We start from the raw sequence: 19,763 nt of genomic DNA, 5'->3' as shown, positions 1-19,763 counted from the left end.
GCCTCAGAACATTTCGCGGTACTTGGGTAAGACCGCCTGCAAAGGTGTGTTGGAATAGATCGAATACTGGCTGCCCTGCCCGCCGCCGCCCCAGAACACCGCCGGTGTTGGCGCCGCAGGTTCTGTCTGCGCCACAGCGACCGGCGCGGCGCTATGCGCAAGGGCCGCCAGGCGGTCAAAATGTTTGGCAACCACTGCGGTGTTGCGTTGCAGTGAACTGAGATAGCGCTGCTGATGCACGTCAGTGGCCGAATGGTAGCGGCCTGCGGCCTCGTCCCAACTGCCGGTCTTTTCAAAGAGCGCACGCAGGAAGCGCGCCGCGTAATCTGCGTTCAGATGCGGATCAAACGCGGCTTCTTGCGTGGCAAACTCGGCGCCGTGCCAACGCAAGTTGATCTGCATGCAGCCCACATCGATGCTGTCGATCCCCGCCGCCTGTTTTTCGCGCACCCAATCAAGGGCCGCCTGCCGAGACTGAAAAAACGCCCCTTCGCCAGCGGCATTCACCGTCCAGGGCCAGACTGTCAGACCCTGCGGCCCGCTGCGCCCGGCCTCTTGGATGCCAATGCTCAGCAGCAGGTTGTCCGGGATGGCATGATTGGCCTGCGCTTCAAGGATAGCGGCGATGCACATACCAGATATGCTTGGCTCTATCCTTGGCTTCTCTGCCGGGCGCTTCGGCTGGCTCTGCGCGGTGTAAAAGCCCGAGAACAGATCGGCCGCCGCAAAGGGCGCGCCACCCAGGGCCAAAGCCCCAAGCAGAACCGCGCCAAGAACCCGCCGGGCGCGGCGCATCAGACGCCCCCGCTGACAATAAGGTCAAACACCCGATCAGACAGCCGCGTCAGCGTGCCGAAAATAAAGGGCAACGTCAGCGCCAGCGCGCCAAAGATCGCCACGATCTTGGGTACAAATGTCAGCGTCATTTCCTGAATTTGTGTCAGTGCCTGAATGAACGAAATGATCAGACCAACCAGCAACGCCACCGCCAGAATCGGAGCGCAGGCCAGTAGGATCGTATCGATCGTCATCCGCAAAATGTCATATGCGCTTGCGGTATCCACTGCCCTATGTCCCTTCGCGCGCCATCCCGATCCTCAGATCGGCATGCGCATGATTTCCTGATATGCCTCGACAATTTTATCGCGGACCGCGACCGAGACGCGCACTGTGCTTTCCATCGTCATTGTGGCCTCGACCACCTGCTGAATGCCGGCTTGTCCGATCAGCCCCTGCGTGGCGACCTCATCCCCCTGCCGGACGTTCTGCACCGATTGCGCCGCAGCATCGCGCAGCAGATCACCAAAGCTTTGCTTGGCCTCTGCATCCGGGGAGGACGGCCCCTTGAGGGTCTGCGCTTTGCCATAGGCCCCCTGAATGGCCGCGCTGGAACGAATGGAGGAAAAATCACTCATCTTGGGGCCTATTCAATCAAATCAATCAAGCGGTTACGCATGGAACGTGCATTTTCGAGCATCGACATATTCGCCTCATAAGACCGTGAAGCCTCGCGCATGTTGCTCATTTCAAGCAGGGGGTTCACGTTCGGCAGTTTTACATAGCCATTGTCATCCGCCGCCGGGTGCGCCGGCTCATAGCGCACGGTAAAATCACTCATGTCGCGAGAGATTTCTGCCACCTCAACCTGCGAAATCCCGGTACCGTTATCGATCAGCTCTGAAAAAGAAATCGTTTTGCGGCGATAGGGATCACCACCCGGCTGATCAGAGGTCGAATTGGCGTTGGCGACGTTTTCAGACACCACGCGCATGCGTTCACCCTGCGCGCGCAGGCCACTGGATGCGATGGCGGTGATGGTTGAAAGGGAATCCATATCTGCCTCCTAGCTGTCAGCCCGAAACCGCGCGGATCATTTCATGCGCCTTGCGATAGAGATTGGCCGCAATCCGGTATTGGCCTGCGGTGCTGGTTGCCTCAAGCATCTGCTCTTCGAGCACAACATTGTTGCCGGTGAGATCTTCGCCCCATGTATGTGACGACTGCAGGATATTGGCGTCCGGTGAAACCTCCCGGCCCTCGGCGGCCCTCATATAGGCCTCAAACCCTTCCACCTCACGCGCCCGATAGCCTGCCGTATCTGCATTCGCGATGTTCTCGGACACGACCTTTTGGCGGTCTGACAGCCACTTCAGGCGACGCGACGCAAGTTCAAACAGATTTTGGGCATCCAGATTCATGATGGACTCCTGCGTAATTATTGTTGATTATAGCAAGTACAGCAAAGATTAACAGAGGGTTTATTCTTGTGTCCAAGGTTTTTTTGGAGTTGAAAAGCAAGATTTCCTCGTTGGAAAGCACCCGGATCATCGGCCGCGTCAGCGCGATTTCCGGCATGTCTTTAACGGTGGCCGGGCTGCAGCACGCGGCGGGGATCGGCCAGCGCTGCGTGGTCAAAGGCGCGAAAAAGCCGGTGCTGGCCGAGGTGATCGGAGCCCGCGATGACGGGCTGCAGCTTTTGCCGTTTGGCACCTGGGACGGCGTTGCCATCGGCGATCCGGTTGAACTTGTGCAGCATGACGTCGGGCTGCGCCCAGATGACAGCTGGATCGGCACGGTGATTGACGGGCTTGGTCGCCCGATGACCATCTCACCGCGGTTCAAAAAGGGGCGCACCCGCCGCAGCGACCGCGCCGAACCACCGCCCGCCTTTGGCCGCCGCCGCGTTGGGCCCAAACTGCAGACCGCCGTGAAATGCATCGACGTTTTCACCCCCCTGTGCCAAGGGCAACGGATGGGCATTTTCGCGGGCTCCGGCGTCGGCAAATCCACACTGATGGCCATGCTGGCGCGCAACACCAATGCCGATGTGATCGTGATTGGCCTCGTTGGGGAACGGGGCCGCGAAGTGCAGGAATTCATTCAAGAAGATCTGGGGCCCGAAGGCATGGCGCGATCGGTTGTTGTGGTCGCCACCGGGGACGAAGCGCCGCTGATGCGGCGGCAGGCCGCCTATACCGCGACCACCGTTGCCGAACATTTCCGCAGCGCCGGAAAGCAAGTGCTGCTGCTGCTGGATAGCGTCACCCGCTTTGCCATGGCGCAACGCGAAATCGGCCTGTCCGGCGGCGAGCCGCCCACCACCAAAGGGTATCCACCCACGGTCTTTTCAGAACTGCCGCATTTGTTGGAACGGGCTGGCCCCGGCTGCGAAGGCGAAGGCGATATCACTGCCATTTATACCGTGTTGGTGGATGGCGACGATATGAACGAACCCATTGCCGATGCCATCCGCGGTATCGTGGATGGGCATTTGGTGCTGGATCGCAATATCGCCGAAAAAAACCGCTACCCTGCGATCAATATCCAGCGCTCGATCTCGCGTATGCTGCCGGCCTGCCACAGCGACGAAGAATACAAGATCATGCACGAAGCGCGCAAAGCCCTGGCGCGTTATGCCGATATGGAAGATCTGATCCGCGTTGGCGCGTATAAACCAGGCACCGACCCGGAAATTGATGCGGCGGCACAGTTTCACAAAGGCGCCGATGTATTTTTGGCGCAGCGTAAATCTGAAAAACTGTCATCTGATCAAAGCTTTGCAGAACTGTTTCGCCTGCTGCTAGAGGCCGGCATTGACGTGCCGATTGATCTGGGCGCTGCCCCCTAAAAAACAAGCCGGCCACCCTGGGGTGGCCGACCGAGCTCCTGCAAAGGAGACTTTACTCTGTCTGATCGTTACGGAAAGCCTTTGAAGGAGCTTTCCCGTTAACCATTTAACCTTAACGGAAGAGCGACATGATGTTCTGCGGTGCCTGGTTCGCGATCGACAGCGACTGTGTCGCCAGCTGTTGCTGAACCTGATAGGCCTGCAGACGGGCTGCTTCTTCTTCCATATCGGCGTCAACCATCGCGGATACACCTTTGTCCAGTGTATCGGTCAGAGCGGACAGGAAGTCCTGCTGACCTTCGAGGGTTTTCTCTGCAACACCCAGGGATGTCGCCGCCGCGATTGCGTTGCCCAGCTGTGTCTCTGCCAGTTCCAAAGCTTCTGTCAGAGAGTTCGGGTTCAGCGCGTCGGTGGTGCCTGTGTCAAGGTTGGTCAGGTCGATGGACGACAGACCAGTTTGGATCGCAGTCAGATCCACCGAAGAGAAGCTCATGGTGGTGGCTGCAAATGTACCGCCTGTACGGCTCACACCGGATACAACGGTTACGGTTGCGGCCGCGGAGACCAGATCGTCGCCATTGAATGTTGCCTGGCTGATCGCGGAACCGATCTGAGTCACCAGAGAGTCCAGTTCGGACTGCACTTCGGACAGGTCGATGCCGTTGCCTTGCGCAAACGCGACACGCTCGGTGAACTGCTGCGCCAGATCCTTAACGGTTTCTGAGCCCAGGCGCGCGGTCGATACAGAGTTTTTGGTCGCGGTCAGGCCATCGTTGATCGCCTGGAACATGCCGCTGTCGCCCTTCATCGTCTCAGAGATCGCGAAGTAAGCGGCGTTGTCTTTACCGGAGCTGATCTGCAGACCGGAGGACACGCGGTTTTGAGTTTCGTTCAGACCCTTGTTCACCATGTTCAGGGTGGCAAGGGCAACCATTGCGGAATTATTTGTGAGAATGGACGACATTTAATGCTCTCCTCATTTCTCGAGTTTATGAACAGTCTTCTGACTGAGTTTGGTTTTACACCAATACCGAGAATATAACGGCACTGGTTAAAGCCCGGTTTACGTTTCTTAAGAAACTTTTGAAACTGTTGCTAAAACTCCTGATCGATGGTCATTTTTGCCACCTTGGGGTCATTTAGCTTTTGGCCCGATTTGCCATAAAGACCGTTTAAACTATGGCGCTGCGTGGCTTTTTCGATCTCACGCACCACCGATCCGGCCGCCTGCGCCATGCGTGACAAAAGTGCACTATTTTCGGCCACGATGTCTTTCAGCCCCTGCAATTTTTCCGGCAATTTGCGCGTAATCGCGGGATCGGTACTCATAAATGGCTCAACCAGAGGCATCTTAAGCTCCAGCCATTTGAGAATCGCTGACTTCTCTTCATAGAGGTCACTGACCATGGAAAGGGCGCCGGAATTGATCGCTTCAATCTCGCGCTGCAGGAGCGCGACGGCCTCATCCAGTTTGACGGCAAAGGCATCAAGGTTCTCTACATCCCGCTCGGTCAGGGTGCCCCCTGCATCGGTACGGGCCTGCCGCCGATCTCCCATTCTGAACTGCCGTCCCGCGATCACCTGACTACCCCCGCTTACTTTTTATACGCCGTCATCATCTGCTGAATATTGGCCGCCAGACCCAGGCCGCCCTGCTCCACCAGACTTTCAGACAAGGCCTCTGACATAAAGGAGCGCCACATATGCGCATCCTTACCGCCCGTTGCCGCGCCCATATCAACGGTTTTCATCATCTCGTCGACAAACTGCGACAGGAAAACCGCTTCAAACTCCTTGGCCGATTGCAGCTCTTTTTCTGAGAGCTGCGGTTTTTTGGCCTGCATCTCGGTCAGGGCCTGCTGCAGGCTTGCGGTCATTGCCACATCCGCCATCAGATAATCTCCAGATCCGCATGCAGGGCACCAGAGGATTTGATCGCCTGCAAAATCGAAATGGTCTGACGCGCCCCGACACCGATGGCGTTCAGCCCGTCCACCAGATCTTGCAGGCTCACGTCGCCCTCAAGAATGGTGAATCTGCTGTCCTGCTCATCCACATCAACGTCGGTGTCAGGAATAACCACAGTTGTGCCGCCGATTGAAATTGGCTCTGGCTGGCTGACATTGAACCTTTCGCGCACGCGCACGGTCAACCCGCCCTGACTGATCGCAACCTGGCCGATCCGCACGTTGGAGCCGATCACGATGGTGCCGGATTTTTCATCGACCACAACACGCGCAATACTGTCGGGGGTGACGGTCAAATTTTCAATAACAGAGACAAATTCAGCGACATTTGCCTTGTCATCTATGCGCACCTCCACGGTGCCAGGGTCCAGGACATAGCCGTATTTCGCGCCAAGCTGCGAGTTGATTGCGTCCCGCACGCGCGTGGCGGTGGTGAAATCGGGCGTGCGCAAAGCGATACGAAAGCTGCTGAGATCGCTTAGGCTGAACCCCACTTCACGCTCGACAATGGCCCCGTTGTCAATGCGGGCGATGGTTGGCACGCCTTCGGTGACGGTGGCGGCATTGCCTTCGGCGCGAAACCCCGAAACCGCGACCGGCCCCTGCGCCACCGCGTAGACTTCGCCATCCGCGCCCGACAGCGGCGTCACCAAAAGTGTGCCGCCGCGCAGGCTGGTCGCATCGCCCAATGAGGATACCGTAACATCGATGGGCGCGCCGCGCCGCGCGAAAGGTGGCAGCTTGGCGGTCACCATGACTGCGGCCGTATTCTTGGTTTTCAAAAGGTCAGCATCCAGGTTCACAACCCCCAGACGCTCAAGCATGCCGCGCATGGATTCTCGGGTGAACGGGCTATTGCTGAGCTTATCGCCTGTGCCGGACAACCCGACAACCAGACCATATCCGATCAGATGGTTTTCGCGCACACCCTCAAAACTGGCGATGTCCTTGATGCGCACATCCGCCGAGGCAGAGGCGATCCCAAAGCAGATCAGCGCGCCCACCAAAGTGAAAACGCGCTGAACCGTAAGCATCAGGTGCTTGGAAATTATGAGGTACTGCTCCATAGGTCTTTCCTGTATGCCTGATACAAGAATAGCGATTTATTCTTGCCACGTCTAGCTTTAACCCAAAATTAATCTTAATTATTTTTCCTTTTATCATTGAATAGATAATTTATCCTTGCTACCGATAAAGAATAACATGAATAAGTCGGCGGAGGTGACAATGCGCGCCTATGTATTTGAACCGCGCGAAAAGCGGCGGGCGTCCCTTGCGGCGGAGCTGGAAAATGTTGGCTTAAAGCCTCTCTTTGTTGGTGAAGAGTTTTTTGACACCGGGCTGGCCCCTCTGACGCAACCGGGTTGCGAGCATCGGGCGATCCTGATTGGCGAGTCGGTCAATACCCACAAGCAGATCCGCACCATTCGGGCCTCTGGCTGTGAGAACCCATTGATTGTCCTGCGCGATTTCCGCAATTCCACCGATACAGCCGCCGCGCTGGACCGCGGCGCGGATGATGTGATTGTCAGCCCGATCAAAGGGTCCGAAGTCTTTTCGCGCATCAATTCGATCATTCGCCGTTCGCACGGCCATGCCTCCGAAAGCATTGTGGTGGGCGAAGTGACCGCGTTTTTCGATGGCCGCGACCCGCTGGTTTCCGGTGCACGCATCAAACTCAGCAAACGCGAACATTCGATTTTTCAGCACCTAGCGCTGAATTCAAACAAGGTGATTTCGAAAAATGCCATCTATGACGCGGTCTATGGCATGAGCGCGGATCAACCGTTTGACAAGGTGATCGACGTGTATATCTGCAAGCTGCGCAAGAAAATCGCCGCTGCCGCAGAAAGCGGTGCGCAGTATATCGAGACGATTCATGGGCGCGGCTACAAGCTGAGCGCGCCGGAAGATTATGAATTGCCATCCGTGGAAACCATCACGCCACAACTGAGCCTGCAAGCGCGCGCCTGACGCCGCTTGCCACACACCCCAAAAAATTAGCGCATGTGGCTGAGGATGCTTAGCCCTGAAAGCCGCGCCGAAACATTGTAACTGGCCTGCAGTTGGGTTTCGAGTGCGGTCATCTTTGTGGCGACCTCGTAGGGGTCAATGTTCTCATAGGTGCCGATCTGCGTGCGCTGCACGAGTGACATATCTTCAAGCCGCTGCTGGGCCTTATCAACCAATTGCTGGTTGAACCCGATGTTCGTCGCCGCATCCAATGTGCCCTGCACCCCCGAGGACAGCACCTGTGTGGCTTCCTCCATCCAGGCGCGATAGGCGTCCGGGTCGGTGATGTCCTGCGGATCAATAGTGGCAATCATCGCAAGGCCCTTGATGACATCGCGCAGACCCTGATCATTGGCCTGCACGCCATAATTCAGCACCTGCCCCACATCCAGCCGCGCTGTGATACGTTCGCTGGGCTGGCCGCCGCCGTCCAGTTCCGGTGTGCCGGAATAAAAACTGGCCTCAAAATCATAATCCGGCGTCGTCCCATGCGATGAGGAAAACACCGCATCAAGTTCAGCGATGATGGTGGCCGCTTCGGTGGCGTCTGCCGGGCCGGTGCCAATCACCGCCTGCATGATGGCCTCTGGCGAAAGGCCCGTGTCCGGGTGCGCCTCGCTCCAGCGGGTCATGGGCGGCACATTGCTGACCGTGCCCGCAAAAAGATGTTCGCCATTGAAACTGGTATTAAGCGTGCTGATCACAGTTTCCAGCGCGGCGCGGGCCTGCGCCTGCATCGCATGCGCCCCTGTCACCGGCGCTTCCTTGTTCAGCAGCACGGCCTGCAGCACATCCTGCGCAGGATCGCGGATGGCCGTCACGGCCGTCAGCATCGCTTCGAGCTTGTTTTCCAGCGCCTTGTTGGCGGTGATATAAGATTGCGTGTTTTCTTCGCGGCCCCGCATCGTGATGGCGATACCAGCACGCGGCCCCAGATCGCCAAACATGTCAGACCGGCGTCCGGTCGACAGCTCTTGCCCCGCCCGCTGCAACTGCAGCGAGGATTGCGAAACATTGTCCCGCAGAAAGTAATTCATCTGGTAGGTCGACATGCGCGTTGAAAGCCAGCTCATTTCAAACCCCTAGACCGCTGCCAACAAGGTATCGAGCATTTCGGCCACCGCGGTCAGCATCTTAGAATTGGCCGCGAAACTCTGCTCGATCATCATCAGCTTTTGCATTTCTTCGTCGATATTGACGCCCTCGACATTCTGTCGAGAGGCCTGGATCACCTCGGCTGCAGACCGGGCGGCATTATAGCTTTGCTCAGCGCGGGCGGTCGCGGTGCCCTGCGCGGTGACGACTTCGGCCCCGAAATCCGCCAATGTGACCGCCGCATTGATCCCAGTGCCCGGATCGGCGGAAAACGACTGGTTCATCCCGTCAATAAACGCCTGAATCTGCGTGGCGGATGACGCCGGCCCCTGCGCCGTGGCCCCCAACCCATCGCGGATCAGCCAGGCCGAGCCGCCGGCACCAGCATGCAGCGCCTCATTGACGCGCAGGCGCGAGGCCAAGCCCTCAAGGTTTGCCGCATCAAAGGCAAAGCCGTTGTCGGTGAACAGACCCGCCTGCCCGGTGGTCAGCGTCGCGTCGGCTGCCTCAAAAGACTGAATCAGCCCACGCGCATATTCATCAAGCTGCAACTGAAACTGCGGGATGGTTTCGCGCTTTAGCGTCGCAAACCCAGCCAGACTGCCATGTTCGATCCCGCGCACGCCGGGTTCACCGGGCGTGATCTCCTGCGATCCGGCAAAAAAACTGCCATCGCCGGGGTTATAGGTCACGTCTTGCACCCGGTCCCCCTCCAGCAGCGCCGCGCCGCCGGTGGTATAGACATTGACCCAGCCATCAGCGGTCTGCGTCACACGGATATCGACAATGCCCGACACCTGATCAAGCGTCTTGGCGATCTGATCATGAAACGCCGCCGCCTCATGCGAACCGGGCGCAAAATCACCCAGCCGGGTGTTAAAGTCGCGCAGCTGATAGAGCATGTCGTTGAGGTCAGAGACCTCATAGCGAATTTCCATATCAACATCAGCGCGCACATTCGCGAGCCGATCACTGGCATCGCGGATCGAGGCGGCCAGATCCTCTGCCGCAAACACCGCCCCTTGCTGCGCCGCTGCCGAGGACGGCAGGTTGACCAGCGTTGTCATCGACGAATTGAAGGCCGAGAATTTTTCCGCTGGCGAGGCCCCATCGCCAATCTGCCCCAGAAACAGCGTATAGTCGCGCAGGCCTTCGTGGATGGCCTGCTGCTCTGCCATTTTGGAATTTTCATTGCGCGACATGCGCACCAGCGCGGCGTCAACTTCGCGGCGGATTTCCGCAACTTGCACGCCGCCGGTGCCAATCGAAGTGCTGACAAGATGCGCATCGCGTCGCGCATAGCCTTCGGTCATGGCATTGGCCACGTTGCCCGCCGTCACCCGAGACAGGCTCTGGTTCACGTTCAGACCGGCTGTGGCCGTATAGAGGGCTCCCGAAAGGCTCATGTCAGACGCCTCTTAACCTTGCTACTATCGTTTCAGTCGCGTGGTTTCTTCCATCATGTCATCCACTGTGGTGATCACCTTTGCATTGGTCGAAAAGGCGCGCTGCACACGGATGAGATCGGTCATCTCTTCGGCGATATCCACGTTGGATCCTTCAAGCGCATTGCCGTTGATGGAACCGGTGGAACCGGAGTTGGCCTGTAGCGCAAAGAAGGCCCCCGTTTCGCCGGACAGGCTGTAGGCATTGCCCTTTTCTTCCAGCAGGCCATTGGGGTTGGCCACCGTCGCCACCGGAATTTCGTAAAGCGGGCGGCGCATACCGTTGTCAAACACGCCGAACAATGTGCCCGCCTCGTCGATTTCGGTGCGCACCAATTCCCCCACGCTGGAGCCATCGCGTTCAAAAGACTGCGAAAAATCACCAGCGAACTGCGTGATCCCCGAGAAGCTGCCCGGCTCCCCCAGGTCGACAACGATGGTCTGCGGGGTGGTGCCATTGTTCACTGTGATGGTCGCCTGACCCGTCGCGGTATCAAAGGAAAACGCCGCTGGTGCTGTCGCCGCTGAGGTCGCGCCCGAATAGCTGGCCGGCGTGCCCGACAAAGAGCCTGAATCGTTAAAGTTCACGGTCACAGAACCCAGATCGGTACCAGTGTGATCCCGCAGCGTGACATTCCATTCGTTTTCGGTGCTGGACGGCTGCCAGCTGAATTCAATGCGCTGGGTTTCGCCCAGGCCCGTGAAAAACTCGGAAGAGGTCTCAAACGGCGCGCCGGGTGTGGCCAATCCGGTATCCTGCGCAGGCAGGTTGCCGACAACGCCCATTTCGGTTGTCCCCGCCGCTGATAGGCTGATGTTGCCGACGTTCACCGTCTCCATCGAGCCGAAGGAACTGCGGTCCACATTGCCGATGGTGCCATCGGTGCCATAGGGAAAGCCCGAAAGGAAAAAGCCTGCGGCATTCTTCAGGTTGCCGTCTTTGTCGGGCAGGAACGACCCGGCGCGGGTCAACATATAGTTGGTTTGCACGGTCTCGTTCGGGTTAACCGACACGATGAAAAAGCCCGCCCCGCCAATCGCTAGATCGGTGCCGGAATTGGTGGAAATCAGACCACCGGAACGGCTGATATCATGCGCTTCGACCGCCGAAACCGATAGCACGCCGTTGCCGTTGCCGCCAGAGGCTGTGGTTGTGACCATATGCGAAAACCCGCGGCGATAGCCGACCGTGTTCGCGTTGGCGATGTTTTCAGAGATGCCGCCAACCGCTTGAGAGTTGGCCTGAAGACCGCTGACCCCGGTTTGCAATGCACTGGAAATTGACATGACAATAGCCTCAATTTTTTTGTTTTTGGTTTGCCTTACGGAAGAATTACATGATTTTCTTTTAAGGAAAGTTAAAAGATTAGCTAAATCTGCAAAAACAGGTGATTTTTATCTTTGCTGAGGCATCGGAAACGACACATTTGCGCCGTCAAAGACCAGAGTTTTTCAGATTATCCAAAGACTGATCCAGACTGTTCATGCGCTCTTCTGCGGCTTGACGGGTCAAAGGCATCAGTTCTGCCGGGGGTGCCAGCAAGCTTTGCGCAACCCGCATCAATCCGGCGCTTTCGGTCAAATTCGGAAAGGCCGCGACAACCCGCTGCGCTGCTGCAATATCGCCGGAGCGATGCGCAGCGATCAAAAGATAGGTCGCATCATCAACATCAAACTGCCCGGGGTATTCCGCCCATAGCCGGTCAAAAAAGATGCGCGCCTCATCCCAATCCTGGTTCTTCCAAAGCGCCAGGCCGACGTTGCGCAAATTCTGCGCGCTGGGGGCCTGCACATGGGTACGCAACAGCCCATCCTTATCCCCCAGGCGCGCCATGACGTCTGATCGCAGCGCGTTCACATCATTGCGTTTTTTCTGATCTTCCGGCACATCCATGGCCATCAAAAGCGCCTTGGCGTCCTGATACTGCCCGCCTTTGGCAAAGGCTGTGGCAAGCTTGAATTGCAGGCGAAAATCCTGCGCCGCGTCCGCTTTGTCCGGATAGTGCAGCACCAGATCTTTGCGCAAATCGATGGCGCGCTGATATTCCTTGGCCGCCATGGTGGTGCCGCCCTGCGCCAAAAGAAAATCCCCGACCCGTTCCACGTAATCCGGGAACTGGTCGTAATAGCGGAAAGCGGGTACCAGCTGATAATGCACCGCCAACCACCGCGACATGGGCAGCTCCCCGGCTTCGCCTTGCCGGTAAACCTCGGCCAAGGCCCCTGCCGCCTCCAGCTCGGCCTCTTTGGCCGCCGCGCTTGTCGGGAACCGCAACATAATCATGCCAAGGGTCGTCAGCGCATCAACGCTGTCGTTGTTGGCCTCGTAAACCTCGGCAAGCGATTGCAGGGTGGCGATTTCCAGATGGTCGCCCTTCCAGCTGTCCGCCCCGTATTCCAGCACATCCTTAGCCGCCAAAATGGCCCCGCGCCCACCATCGGCCAGCGCCATCTCGGCCAGCGCAAGCCGGGCACGTGCGGCAAATCGGTCCCAGCCCTTGGACGCTTTGAAATAGGCCGTGAGGGCAGCGGCCTCGTTACGTTGCACTTCCTCGGCCCGCCCACGCAGGTACAGCCCGACAGAACCTTCGGAGAGACCGGGGAATTCATCCATCAGGCGCAGTGCTTGCGCCGCCATCGCATGGGCACCGGATTCAATCATTGCCTCAGTCAACACCGGCAGAACCGTGCGTGCCACCGGGCGGGTTTGGTGCATAAGGCCCAAAAGGCCCGGTTCCAAGTTGGCCGTCAACAGCGGCGCATCGGCCGTGGCAATGGCCTGCATGGCGGCCCAAAAGGCGCGGTCCTCGCGGCCAAATTCCGCGAGCGGCGAGCCTTCGAAATCCATAACCGGCACGCCTTCGAGAAGATGGCGCGCGTCCTGCAGCGCGCGCAGGCGCCGCGCTTGCGCCGGACCTTCGGGCACGGCCGCATCCAGGATGGAGCCCGCTTCGAACACCATCATCTGCCCCAGATAGATTTCCGCGGTGTCGAGCATGACAGCGACGCTTTCCGCGCCATGCGAGCGCGAAAGCAGATCCACCTGGGCGGTCACGTTTTCATAAAACCGCTCTTCCGGCCAGCGGCGCAGATCCAGATCCCAAAGTTGCTGCACACCCGTCGGCGGGGGCTGGATACGCTCGGGCGTGGCGCGCAACGGGGCCGGCGCGGTGATCTCTTCGGGCGAAGAGGCCGCCTGCAACGCAGCACTGCTGACCAGCCCTAGCAATAGGGCCATCAAAGAAATGCGCGCATTGTTCATGAGTGGCGACACGATCCCGAAACTATCCTTGTCTATCCAGAATTAAATCTTGTTTTAATCTTTATATTGATGGATAGTTTAACAAGCAATAACCAAGGTATTCCTAATATCCGCCCGGCTGTTCTTGAAGCCGATATGTGTGAGGCTCTGGCATGGGAACAACAAATTACGTCTCCCTTTCGCTTGCGACCGCGCTTGAGCGCAGCATCGATCTGGCCGCGCACAACATGGCCAACGCGTCGACCGCAGGCTACAAGACCTCGCACCCCTTGCTCGAAGCGGTTGACCCCGCCAACACGGGCGATGACACCACCGCCGTCAATTACGTCAAGGACAAGGGCGTCTACGTTGACATGACGCAGGGGGCGCTGCTGCCCACCGGCAACCCGCTGGACATTGCCGTCACCGGCACCAGTTGGCTTGGCTATGAGACCGCAGGCGGGCAAACCGCCTATGGGCGTGACGGGCGGCTGACCATCGACACAGAAGGGCGACTTGTGACCATGGGCGGCTCGCCCGTCGTGGATATCAGCGGTGCCCCCATCACCATCCCGGCCGAAACCGGCCAATCCGTCACCATCGCACTGGATGGCACCATCACCGATCAGAACGGCGGCACCATCGGGCGCATCGGGCTGTTTCAGGTCAGTGACCCCTCTGCGATGGAAGCGCTTGGCAATGGGTTGTTTCTGGCCCCGCAGGGCGGCGCCGAAGGTACCGAAGAGGGCACCATTGCCCAAGGATATATCGAGCAGAGCAATGTCAAACCTGTGGTGGAGATGATCCACCTGATGGATATTCAGCGCGCTTATGAGCGCGCGGTGAAATTGATGAACGAAGAAAATGACCTCACCAAGCAAGCGATTCAACGACTTGGGCGTGTGGTCTGATCTGGCGACAGAGAGCAGGAGCAAGAGGCAATGAAGGCACTGGGCATCGCAGCGACCGGCATGTTGGCACAGCAGACCAACGTGGACGTGATCGCCAACAATATCGCAAACGCCAATACCACCGGCTTCAAAAGCGGCCGCGCCGCCTTTCAGGATCTGATCTATCAATCCATGCTGCAAGAGGGCGCGCTGACCTCTGCAGATGGAACCGCGCGCCCCGTCGGGCTGAACGTTGGCCTTGGCGTGCAGGGCGCCGGCGTGATGCGGCTCAATAGCCAAGGCGGCCTTATTCAGACCGAAAATCAGATGGATCTGGCGATCGAGGGGCGCGGCTATTTTGTGGTCAACCGCCCGGATGGCAGCCTCGCCTATACCCGCGCTGGCAATTTCAACCTGTCGGCCGAGGGTCAGATTGTGACCCTAGATGGCTATGAGGTGGACCCAGGGGTCACAATTCCCGAAGGCACCCGGCAAGTGGTCGTCAACGCGCAGGGTGTGGTGATGGCCTATGTCGACAATGACTCCGACCCGGTGGAACTGGGCCAGCTGACGATGGCAACCTTTCTCAATGAGGCAGGCATGAAACCGATCGGCAACAACCTGCTCGAACAGACCGCCGCCTCCGGCGAGGCCACAACCGTGACCCCCGGCGATCCGGGCATTGGTGTCATCCGCCAGGGGCATCTGGAAAATTCCAACGTCAATATCATCCAGCAGATCACCGATCTGATCTCGGCACAACGCGCCTATGAAATGAATTCAAAAGCGATCGAGACCGCTGATCAGATGCTGCAAACCGCCAATCAGATTAAATAACCATGCGCGCGCTCCCTAAATATCTGAAATATCTGCGCCGCGCCTGTCTGGCGGCGCTTTTGCCCCTCTCCTTCGGGCCACTTCAGGCCGCGCCGATCACCGAGCTTGTCGCCGAACGCGCCGCCGCAGAATATGCCGTGGCCATGCCTGAAAATGGCTATTTCTCGGTGCGCCTAGCCGATGGCTTGCCGCGCGATGGCGAATATATTCAAGAATTCTGGGTTGATCAGGACACCGGGCAATTTATCGCTAATGTCGTCTCGGATCGTGGCACCATTCAACGGGTCTTTGGCCTTGCGGTCCTGACCGTGCCGATCCCGATGGTGAACCGGCGCATTCAGCCCGAAGAGATCATCCAGCCGCAGGACATCGAAATGGTCGATGTGCCCTGGGCGCGGGTGCATAATTTTGCGGTGATCGAGCGCGAGAACCTCGAAGGGATGCAGGTGCGGCGCATGCTCGCCGCCGGGCGCCCGGTCCATCGCCAATCGGTTATCCCGCCCATTGTCGTGGCGCGCGGAGACCGCGTGACCATCCAATTGCAATTTGGCGGCATGCATCTGACCGCCAAAGGCAAAGCCATCAGCGACGCGCACAAAGGCCAAGAGCTGCGCGTTGTGAACCTTGCAAGCAACAAAACCATCATCGCCGTGGCCCGCGCCAATGGCCTTGTGGAGGCTCAATTTTGACCCGCTCTTTCTCTGCCTTTCGGATTTCTGGAACCACGCTTTTGTTGGCGACGCTGGCCGTCGCTGGCTGTACCCAGAACTACAAAGAACACCGCAATCCGGCGTTTAACGAAATGGATCCGCAGCTGGTGCCCGAAGTGAACCGCGTCAGCGTTCCGCTGCCGCCCACCCAACCGCACAGCCGCCCCAAACGCGCCGAAGCCTCCAGCCTTTGGAGTCGCGGCACCAGCAGTTTCTTTGATGACCAGCGCGCGCAGGCGGTTGGGGACATTCTGACCGTGGTGATCAATATTGACGACGATGCCTCGCTCAAAAATGAATCAGAACGCTCGCGGTCATCCTCACAGGCGGTGCAAGATCCGTCGTTCTTGGGCTATGGCGGCAAAATTGCCAGCATCCTGCCCGGCATCAGCGCCTCTGATCTGCCAACCGGCGGCAATATCGTCGACCTTGGCAACACCTCCAGCTCAGGCGGGGCCGGCACCATAAAACGGAACGAAGCGATCAATCTGCGCATCGCGGCCATCATTCTGAAAGAACTGCCCAACGGCAATTTCGTGATCGCCGGACGTCAGGAAGTTAAGGTCAATCAGGAACTGCGCGAATTGCGCGTCGCCGGGATCATTCGCCCCGAGGACATCAGCACCGCCAACACGGTCGCTTATGACAAAATCGCCGAGGCACGCATCGCCTATGGCGGGCGGGGACAGCTGACCGTGGTGCAGCAACCGCGCTATGGCGAAGATTTCCTAGATGTAATCCTGCCATATTGACCCCATGAGATGAAAAAACTGCTTCTCATACTGCTCGGGCCCATCCTACTGGGCCCGGCAGGCTATTTCGCCGGGCAAATGCTGGCACCGGAACCGCCGGCACCGGAACCTGCCGCGGTCAAAGCGCATGTCACGAAAGAAGAGATCCTCTACAAAATGCCGATCGGCAAATTCACGGTGCAAGTGCTGCAACCCCACAGCATTCTGCACCTCTTGATGGACATCGACGTTTATATCGCCGGGGCGTCAAATTTTGAGCGTCTGAATGGGGCCAGCGGGCGCACGCGGCTGCGCGACGCCACAGTGTCAATCATTTCGGATATGGCCGAAAGCTCGCTTTGGCTAGAACCGGGGGAAGAGGTCAATATTGATCAGGCCCTGCTGGCCGAAGACATTGTGCGCAAATTGCATTTGCGGTTCCAATCGGTGCGCACCGGGCGCATCAATGAATTTCACGCCGAACGTTCGCTGCGAAATTAACCTGCGCTGGCTGCCAGCACCGCCTCGGCTGGGATGGTTTCATCGCCGGTCAGTTTGAAATAATTCTGCCCTTCGGTGAACAGAACCTCCTGCACTTCGGCTTTGCGATAGGTATAGGCCCCGACCGGGTCGTCCTCACCGCGCCGCGCCGTTACCGTCACAGTATATGTGCCATCCAGCACCGGGTTGCCGTATTCGTCCAGACCATCCCAATCGATTTTCTGCAATGACGATGCATCCGTTGACAGCCCCGTCAGCTTGCGCACCACCTGCCCCACCGGATCGGTGATCGTGGCCGTCACCTGCGTGGCCCCTTCATCAACGTTGTAATAGCCATCAACCACGCCATTGCTCAGCGTCATCTGACTGGACGACACCGTCACCTCGCGGCCCAGCATATCCGCGCCCGAGACCGCGAGCAGCGAGCCCATCTGCGCCCCGAGAGATTCAAGATTGCTGTTGGATTTCACCGCTTGCTCCACCTGGCTCAGCTGCGCCAGTTGCGAAACGAACTGCGTTGCGTCCATCGGGGCAAGCGGATCCTGATGCTGCACCTGCGCGGTCAGCAATGTCAGAAAGCGGGTATAATCTTCGCCCAGCTGCGACAGAGAATTTGCACTATCGCTGCCCGCGCCTTGCGCCGCGCCGCTCTGGCCTGTGATCGGTGCCAATGCCATGGCAATCCCCTTACGTCATCATATCCAAATGGCCGCCACCAATGGTGGCCGTGGGTGCCGTGTCTGGTGCGGCGGAGTCAGCGACCTCAGCGCCCTGGCCCCCAGAGCCAGAATATCCGCCATCGCGCCCCTGGCCCTGCTGATCGGGTTTTTCATATTCCTGAAACTCGACAGAGCTTTCGCCCGCACCGGCAATCGCATCCGCAAGCAGGCTGCGCTCTTCACGCAAGCTGTTCAGAACATGGGCGTTTTCGGCACGCACCACCACGGACAAGGCACCATCGGAACTCGTCTTAAGCTCGATCTCGATATTTCCCAGCCCGCGTGGGGTCAGCTCAATCTTGGTGACGCCTTCGCGAAATTCGACGCCGCGCACCTGGTTCATCAACGCCGTGGCAAACCGTGGCGCTGTTGCCTCATTGGCGCGCGCGGCCTGGGCCGACTGCGCAGCTTGGGTCGATTGCACGCCCTCTGGAGCCTCGGAGACCAGCGCCGCAATTTCATGGGGCACAACCGGGATCAACTCTTTTGGAAGCTCCGCGAAAGGCACGCCGTTTTGCACCATTTGCGCTGCGCCCGTTGCGCTCTGCTGCGCATTGGACATGATCGCCGAAAGGACCGATTGCGCCTTGTGTGACAGCACAGGTTCCTCGGCGAGCGCTTCGGTGGTCTCGCCCGGGGCCACAGCGATGTCACCCAGCGGCGCAACGCCGGTCTGCGTTGCCGCGCTGAGCGTTGCCTGAGCCTGCGCAATCTGGGGCATAACCCGCGCGATCGCCTCGATATTCAGCGCGCCGTCCGATTTCACCAAGGCGGCAACGTCGCGTTTGACGACGCGCGCAATTTCAACCAGCGCGGCCACAAGCTCCGTGCCCGACAATGGGGTGCTTTCGATTTCGCCAGACGTTTGCAGCGCGCTAAGGCTCTGTTTGAACTGCTCAAACAACTTGCCCTTGGTTTCGGTGTTCAACGTACCCAACACATCCGCAAGCGCGACCAGCGCCTCGCCTGCCTCTTCTGCGGTGGGCACCGCTGCGCTCTCATCCTTTGGCAGCAATTTGTTCAGGATCGTTTCAATCTTTTGAAACAGGCCTGCGATCTTCTCCAGAGGTAGATCTGCCTTGGGTCCCTGTACCAACTGCGCCGCACTTTGGGCCTGTGCCGCAACCATCGCGCCAAACCCGCTCTGCGCCGAGGCCAGCCCGGCAATGGTGCCCGCCTCGGCTGCGGGTGCGCCGCCGAGCAAAGAGAGCAAAGGATTACCAGAGATATTCATGATCAAACCATCCGCGCAGTGGTGACACCGCGCGCCAGAAGAGCGTATTTCAATCGAGACAAGGCCCGGCGTTCAATCTGGCGCAGACGATCACGGCCCATCCCCAAACGCTGGGCCAAATCCTCTAGGGGCTCTGGCGTTTGCCGCAAATTGCGCGCAATGACAATGTCCTGCTCTGTCGCGCCAAGATCTGTCAAAGCGGCGGCCATTAGCTGGCGCAGCTCACGCTTATGCGCCCGTGCTAATGTGGCCTCTTCCGGTGTTGGATCGTCGCTGGCCAAGGAATCTTCAAGCGTGCCTTCGCCCTCCTCCGCGCCATGAAAATCGTGTATCGCCAGCGATCTGGCGTTACTGGGGGTATCAATAACCGACCTCAGTCGCGCATTGGCCGCACGCACGTAGTTCTGCACCCACCACTGGGCATAAGTTGAAAACCGCGTGTCGCGCGAAAGATCAAAGCGATCTGCCGCCTGAATGAGCCCAATGAGCCCTTCGGCCAAAAGATCCTCTTGGTGATCAGGGGTGCGATTGATCCGCCGCACGCAGGCATGCACTTGGCGCGCATGCGACGTCACAAGCGCCTGCATGGCTGCCCGGTCCCGCTGTGCCTGCCATTTCGTGATCAACCTGCGCTCCTGCACACTATCAAGCATCGGCGCTTTCAGCGCCGCCGCATAAGAAATAACCATGTCCTGCCTCGCGAAATCTATGTTTCGTTAAGGATTACAAGATCACAGCAACAAGGATACGCA

The 19,763-nt window shown here is 58.5% G+C and carries 23 protein-coding genes; 7 read left to right on the top strand and 16 right to left on the bottom strand.

Annotated features, from left to right (window positions below; translation table 11 throughout):
- Positions 1-3: 3 nt before the first annotated feature.
- The 5 genes from N6L24_RS14365 to N6L24_RS14345 are packed head-to-tail and all read right to left on the bottom strand — an operon-like array spanning position 4 to position 2,198.
- Entirely contained in the window at positions 4-795 is a 792-nt protein-coding gene (locus N6L24_RS14365; protein ID WP_271845391.1) for a transglycosylase SLT domain-containing protein, read from the bottom strand.
- Positions 795-1,064 (bottom strand): flagellar biosynthesis protein FliQ, encoded by a 270-nt coding sequence (gene fliQ / locus N6L24_RS14360; protein WP_271845390.1) that lies wholly within the window; start codon positions 1,062-1,064, stop codon positions 795-797. The genes N6L24_RS14365 and fliQ overlap by 1 nt, the downstream gene beginning before the upstream one ends.
- Before the next feature lie 33 nt (positions 1,065-1,097).
- Entirely contained in the window at positions 1,098-1,415 is a 318-nt protein-coding gene (locus N6L24_RS14355; RefSeq protein ID WP_271845389.1) for a flagellar hook-basal body complex protein FliE, read from the bottom strand.
- Between the two features lie 8 nt (positions 1,416-1,423).
- Positions 1,424-1,834 carry a flagellar basal body rod protein FlgC gene (gene flgC / locus N6L24_RS14350; protein WP_271845388.1) on the bottom strand — a complete coding sequence of 137 codons (411 nt, stop codon included), beginning with the start codon at positions 1,832-1,834 and terminating at the stop codon, positions 1,424-1,426.
- Between the two features lie 16 nt (positions 1,835-1,850).
- Positions 1,851-2,198, bottom strand: a complete 348-nt coding sequence (locus N6L24_RS14345) for a flagellar basal body rod protein FlgB (protein WP_271845387.1) — start codon at positions 2,196-2,198, stop codon at positions 1,851-1,853.
- Between the two features lie 68 nt (positions 2,199-2,266).
- On the opposite strand from N6L24_RS14345, the gene N6L24_RS14340 reads away from it, so the two are divergent.
- Complete coding sequence (locus N6L24_RS14340) at positions 2,267-3,628, top strand: FliI/YscN family ATPase (protein WP_271845386.1); 1,362 nt, start codon at positions 2,267-2,269, stop codon at positions 3,626-3,628.
- Between the two features lie 112 nt (positions 3,629-3,740).
- On the opposite strand, the gene N6L24_RS14335 is transcribed toward N6L24_RS14340, so the two are convergent.
- From N6L24_RS14335 to N6L24_RS14320, 4 genes are all read right to left on the bottom strand, one after another.
- Positions 3,741-4,592, bottom strand: a complete 852-nt coding sequence (locus tag N6L24_RS14335) for a flagellin N-terminal helical domain-containing protein (RefSeq protein WP_271845385.1) — start codon at positions 4,590-4,592, stop codon at positions 3,741-3,743.
- A 131-nt stretch (positions 4,593-4,723) separates the two neighbouring features.
- The gene (locus N6L24_RS14330; protein ID WP_271845384.1) at positions 4,724-5,185 is read right to left on the bottom strand and encodes a flagellar biosynthesis protein FlgI; all 462 of its coding nucleotides are present in this window, start codon (positions 5,183-5,185) and stop codon (positions 4,724-4,726) included.
- Positions 5,186-5,223: 38 nt separating this feature from the next.
- Positions 5,224-5,520 (bottom strand): rod-binding protein, encoded by a 297-nt coding sequence (locus tag N6L24_RS14325; RefSeq protein ID WP_271845383.1) that lies wholly within the window; start codon positions 5,518-5,520, stop codon positions 5,224-5,226.
- Positions 5,520-6,629 (bottom strand): flagellar basal body P-ring protein FlgI, encoded by a 1,110-nt coding sequence (locus tag N6L24_RS14320; RefSeq protein ID WP_271845456.1) that lies wholly within the window; start codon positions 6,627-6,629, stop codon positions 5,520-5,522. The genes N6L24_RS14325 and N6L24_RS14320 overlap by 1 nt, the downstream gene beginning before the upstream one ends.
- A 193-nt stretch (positions 6,630-6,822) precedes the next feature.
- On the opposite strand from N6L24_RS14320, the gene N6L24_RS14315 reads away from it, so the two are divergent.
- Positions 6,823-7,569 carry a response regulator transcription factor gene (locus N6L24_RS14315; protein ID WP_271845382.1) on the top strand — a complete coding sequence of 249 codons (747 nt, stop codon included), beginning with the start codon at positions 6,823-6,825 and terminating at the stop codon, positions 7,567-7,569.
- 26 nt (positions 7,570-7,595) lie between these two features.
- Here N6L24_RS14315 and N6L24_RS14310 read toward each other — a convergent pair whose 3' ends face one another.
- From N6L24_RS14310 to N6L24_RS14295, 4 genes are all read right to left on the bottom strand, one after another.
- Positions 7,596-8,681, bottom strand: coding sequence for a flagellin N-terminal helical domain-containing protein (locus tag N6L24_RS14310; protein WP_271845381.1), 1,086 nt, complete (start codon positions 8,679-8,681; stop codon positions 7,596-7,598).
- A 9-nt stretch (positions 8,682-8,690) separates the two neighbouring features.
- On the bottom strand, positions 8,691-10,109 hold the full coding sequence (gene flgK / locus N6L24_RS14305) for a flagellar hook-associated protein FlgK (RefSeq protein ID WP_271845380.1): 1,419 nt from the start codon (positions 10,107-10,109) through the stop codon (positions 8,691-8,693).
- Positions 10,110-10,133: 24 nt separating this feature from the next.
- Positions 10,134-11,435 carry a flagellar hook protein FlgE gene (locus tag N6L24_RS14300; RefSeq protein ID WP_271845379.1) on the bottom strand — a complete coding sequence of 434 codons (1,302 nt, stop codon included), beginning with the start codon at positions 11,433-11,435 and terminating at the stop codon, positions 10,134-10,136.
- 148 nt (positions 11,436-11,583) lie between these two features.
- The gene (locus tag N6L24_RS14295) at positions 11,584-13,386 is read right to left on the bottom strand and encodes a tetratricopeptide repeat protein (RefSeq protein ID WP_271845378.1); all 1,803 of its coding nucleotides are present in this window, start codon (positions 13,384-13,386) and stop codon (positions 11,584-11,586) included.
- A 176-nt stretch (positions 13,387-13,562) separates the two neighbouring features.
- Here N6L24_RS14295 and N6L24_RS14290 point away from each other — a divergent pair, with 176 nt between their 5' ends.
- From N6L24_RS14290 to N6L24_RS14270, 5 genes are read left to right on the top strand one after another with little or no spacing between them, the layout of a single operon-like run.
- A complete protein-coding gene (locus tag N6L24_RS14290) occupies positions 13,563-14,300 on the top strand; it encodes a flagellar hook-basal body complex protein (RefSeq protein ID WP_271845377.1) in 738 nt (245 codons plus the stop codon).
- 30 nt (positions 14,301-14,330) lie between these two features.
- A complete protein-coding gene (flgG, locus tag N6L24_RS14285; RefSeq protein ID WP_271845376.1) occupies positions 14,331-15,116 on the top strand; it encodes a flagellar basal-body rod protein FlgG in 786 nt (261 codons plus the stop codon).
- Between the two features lie 2 nt (positions 15,117-15,118).
- Complete coding sequence (flgA, locus tag N6L24_RS14280) at positions 15,119-15,805, top strand: flagellar basal body P-ring formation chaperone FlgA (protein ID WP_271845375.1); 687 nt, start codon at positions 15,119-15,121, stop codon at positions 15,803-15,805.
- Positions 15,802-16,578, top strand: a complete 777-nt coding sequence (flgH, locus tag N6L24_RS14275; RefSeq protein WP_271845374.1) for a flagellar basal body L-ring protein FlgH — start codon at positions 15,802-15,804, stop codon at positions 16,576-16,578. Before flgA ends, flgH begins: the two co-directional genes overlap by 4 nt.
- A 9-nt stretch (positions 16,579-16,587) precedes the next feature.
- Positions 16,588-17,058 (top strand): flagellar biosynthesis protein FlgH, encoded by a 471-nt coding sequence (locus N6L24_RS14270; RefSeq protein ID WP_271845373.1) that lies wholly within the window; start codon positions 16,588-16,590, stop codon positions 17,056-17,058.
- Here N6L24_RS14270 and N6L24_RS14265 read toward each other — a convergent pair.
- The 3 genes from N6L24_RS14265 to N6L24_RS14255 are packed head-to-tail and all read right to left on the bottom strand — an operon-like array spanning position 17,055 to position 19,700.
- A complete protein-coding gene (locus tag N6L24_RS14265) occupies positions 17,055-17,735 on the bottom strand; it encodes a flagellar hook assembly protein FlgD (RefSeq protein WP_271845372.1) in 681 nt (226 codons plus the stop codon). The genes N6L24_RS14270 and N6L24_RS14265 overlap by 4 nt on opposite strands.
- Positions 17,736-17,745: 10 nt before the next feature.
- Entirely contained in the window at positions 17,746-19,011 is a 1,266-nt protein-coding gene (gene fliK, locus N6L24_RS14260) for a flagellar hook-length control protein FliK (RefSeq protein ID WP_271845371.1), read from the bottom strand.
- Between the two features lie 2 nt (positions 19,012-19,013).
- A complete protein-coding gene (locus N6L24_RS14255) occupies positions 19,014-19,700 on the bottom strand; it encodes a sigma-70 family RNA polymerase sigma factor (RefSeq protein WP_271845370.1) in 687 nt (228 codons plus the stop codon).
- Positions 19,701-19,763: the final 63 nt, after the last annotated feature.

This window comes from Cognatishimia sp. SS12 (genome assembly GCF_028369055.1).
In the GTDB taxonomy this organism is placed as follows: Bacteria; Pseudomonadota; Alphaproteobacteria; order Rhodobacterales; family Rhodobacteraceae; genus Cognatishimia.
This window is presented reverse-complemented; position numbering and strand designations above follow the sequence as displayed.

Coding starts and splice junctions, on each gene's coding strand:
- flgK (WP_271845380.1), bottom strand. CDS start 10,109: ATGAGCCTTTCGGGAGCCCTCTATACGGCCACAGCCGGTCTGAACGTG.
- N6L24_RS14345 (WP_271845387.1), bottom strand. CDS start 2,198: ATGAATCTGGATGCCCAAAATCTGTTTGAACTTGCGTCGCGTCGCCTG.
- N6L24_RS14355 (WP_271845389.1), bottom strand. CDS start 1,415: ATGAGTGATTTTTCCTCCATTCGTTCCAGCGCGGCCATTCAGGGGGCC.
- N6L24_RS14315 (WP_271845382.1), top strand. CDS start 6,823: ATGCGCGCCTATGTATTTGAACCGCGCGAAAAGCGGCGGGCGTCCCTT.
- N6L24_RS14365 (WP_271845391.1), bottom strand. CDS start 795: ATGCGCCGCGCCCGGCGGGTTCTTGGCGCGGTTCTGCTTGGGGCTTTG.
- N6L24_RS14255 (WP_271845370.1), bottom strand. CDS start 19,700: ATGGTTATTTCTTATGCGGCGGCGCTGAAAGCGCCGATGCTTGATAGT.
- N6L24_RS14265 (WP_271845372.1), bottom strand. CDS start 17,735: ATGGCATTGGCACCGATCACAGGCCAGAGCGGCGCGGCGCAAGGCGCG.
- N6L24_RS14320 (WP_271845456.1), bottom strand. CDS start 6,629: ATGCTTACGGTTCAGCGCGTTTTCACTTTGGTGGGCGCGCTGATCTGC.
- N6L24_RS14270 (WP_271845373.1), top strand. CDS start 16,588: ATGAAAAAACTGCTTCTCATACTGCTCGGGCCCATCCTACTGGGCCCG.
- N6L24_RS14310 (WP_271845381.1), bottom strand. CDS start 8,681: ATGAGCTGGCTTTCAACGCGCATGTCGACCTACCAGATGAATTACTTT.
- N6L24_RS14300 (WP_271845379.1), bottom strand. CDS start 11,435: ATGTCAATTTCCAGTGCATTGCAAACCGGGGTCAGCGGTCTTCAGGCC.
- flgA (WP_271845375.1), top strand. CDS start 15,119: ATGCGCGCGCTCCCTAAATATCTGAAATATCTGCGCCGCGCCTGTCTG.
- N6L24_RS14290 (WP_271845377.1), top strand. CDS start 13,563: ATGGGAACAACAAATTACGTCTCCCTTTCGCTTGCGACCGCGCTTGAG.
- flgC (WP_271845388.1), bottom strand. CDS start 1,834: ATGGATTCCCTTTCAACCATCACCGCCATCGCATCCAGTGGCCTGCGC.
- N6L24_RS14325 (WP_271845383.1), bottom strand. CDS start 5,520: ATGGCGGATGTGGCAATGACCGCAAGCCTGCAGCAGGCCCTGACCGAG.
- fliK (WP_271845371.1), bottom strand. CDS start 19,011: ATGAATATCTCTGGTAATCCTTTGCTCTCTTTGCTCGGCGGCGCACCC.
- N6L24_RS14335 (WP_271845385.1), bottom strand. CDS start 4,592: ATGTCGTCCATTCTCACAAATAATTCCGCAATGGTTGCCCTTGCCACC.
- N6L24_RS14295 (WP_271845378.1), bottom strand. CDS start 13,386: ATGGCCCTATTGCTAGGGCTGGTCAGCAGTGCTGCGTTGCAGGCGGCC.
- N6L24_RS14330 (WP_271845384.1), bottom strand. CDS start 5,185: ATGGGAGATCGGCGGCAGGCCCGTACCGATGCAGGGGGCACCCTGACC.
- flgG (WP_271845376.1), top strand. CDS start 14,331: ATGAAGGCACTGGGCATCGCAGCGACCGGCATGTTGGCACAGCAGACC.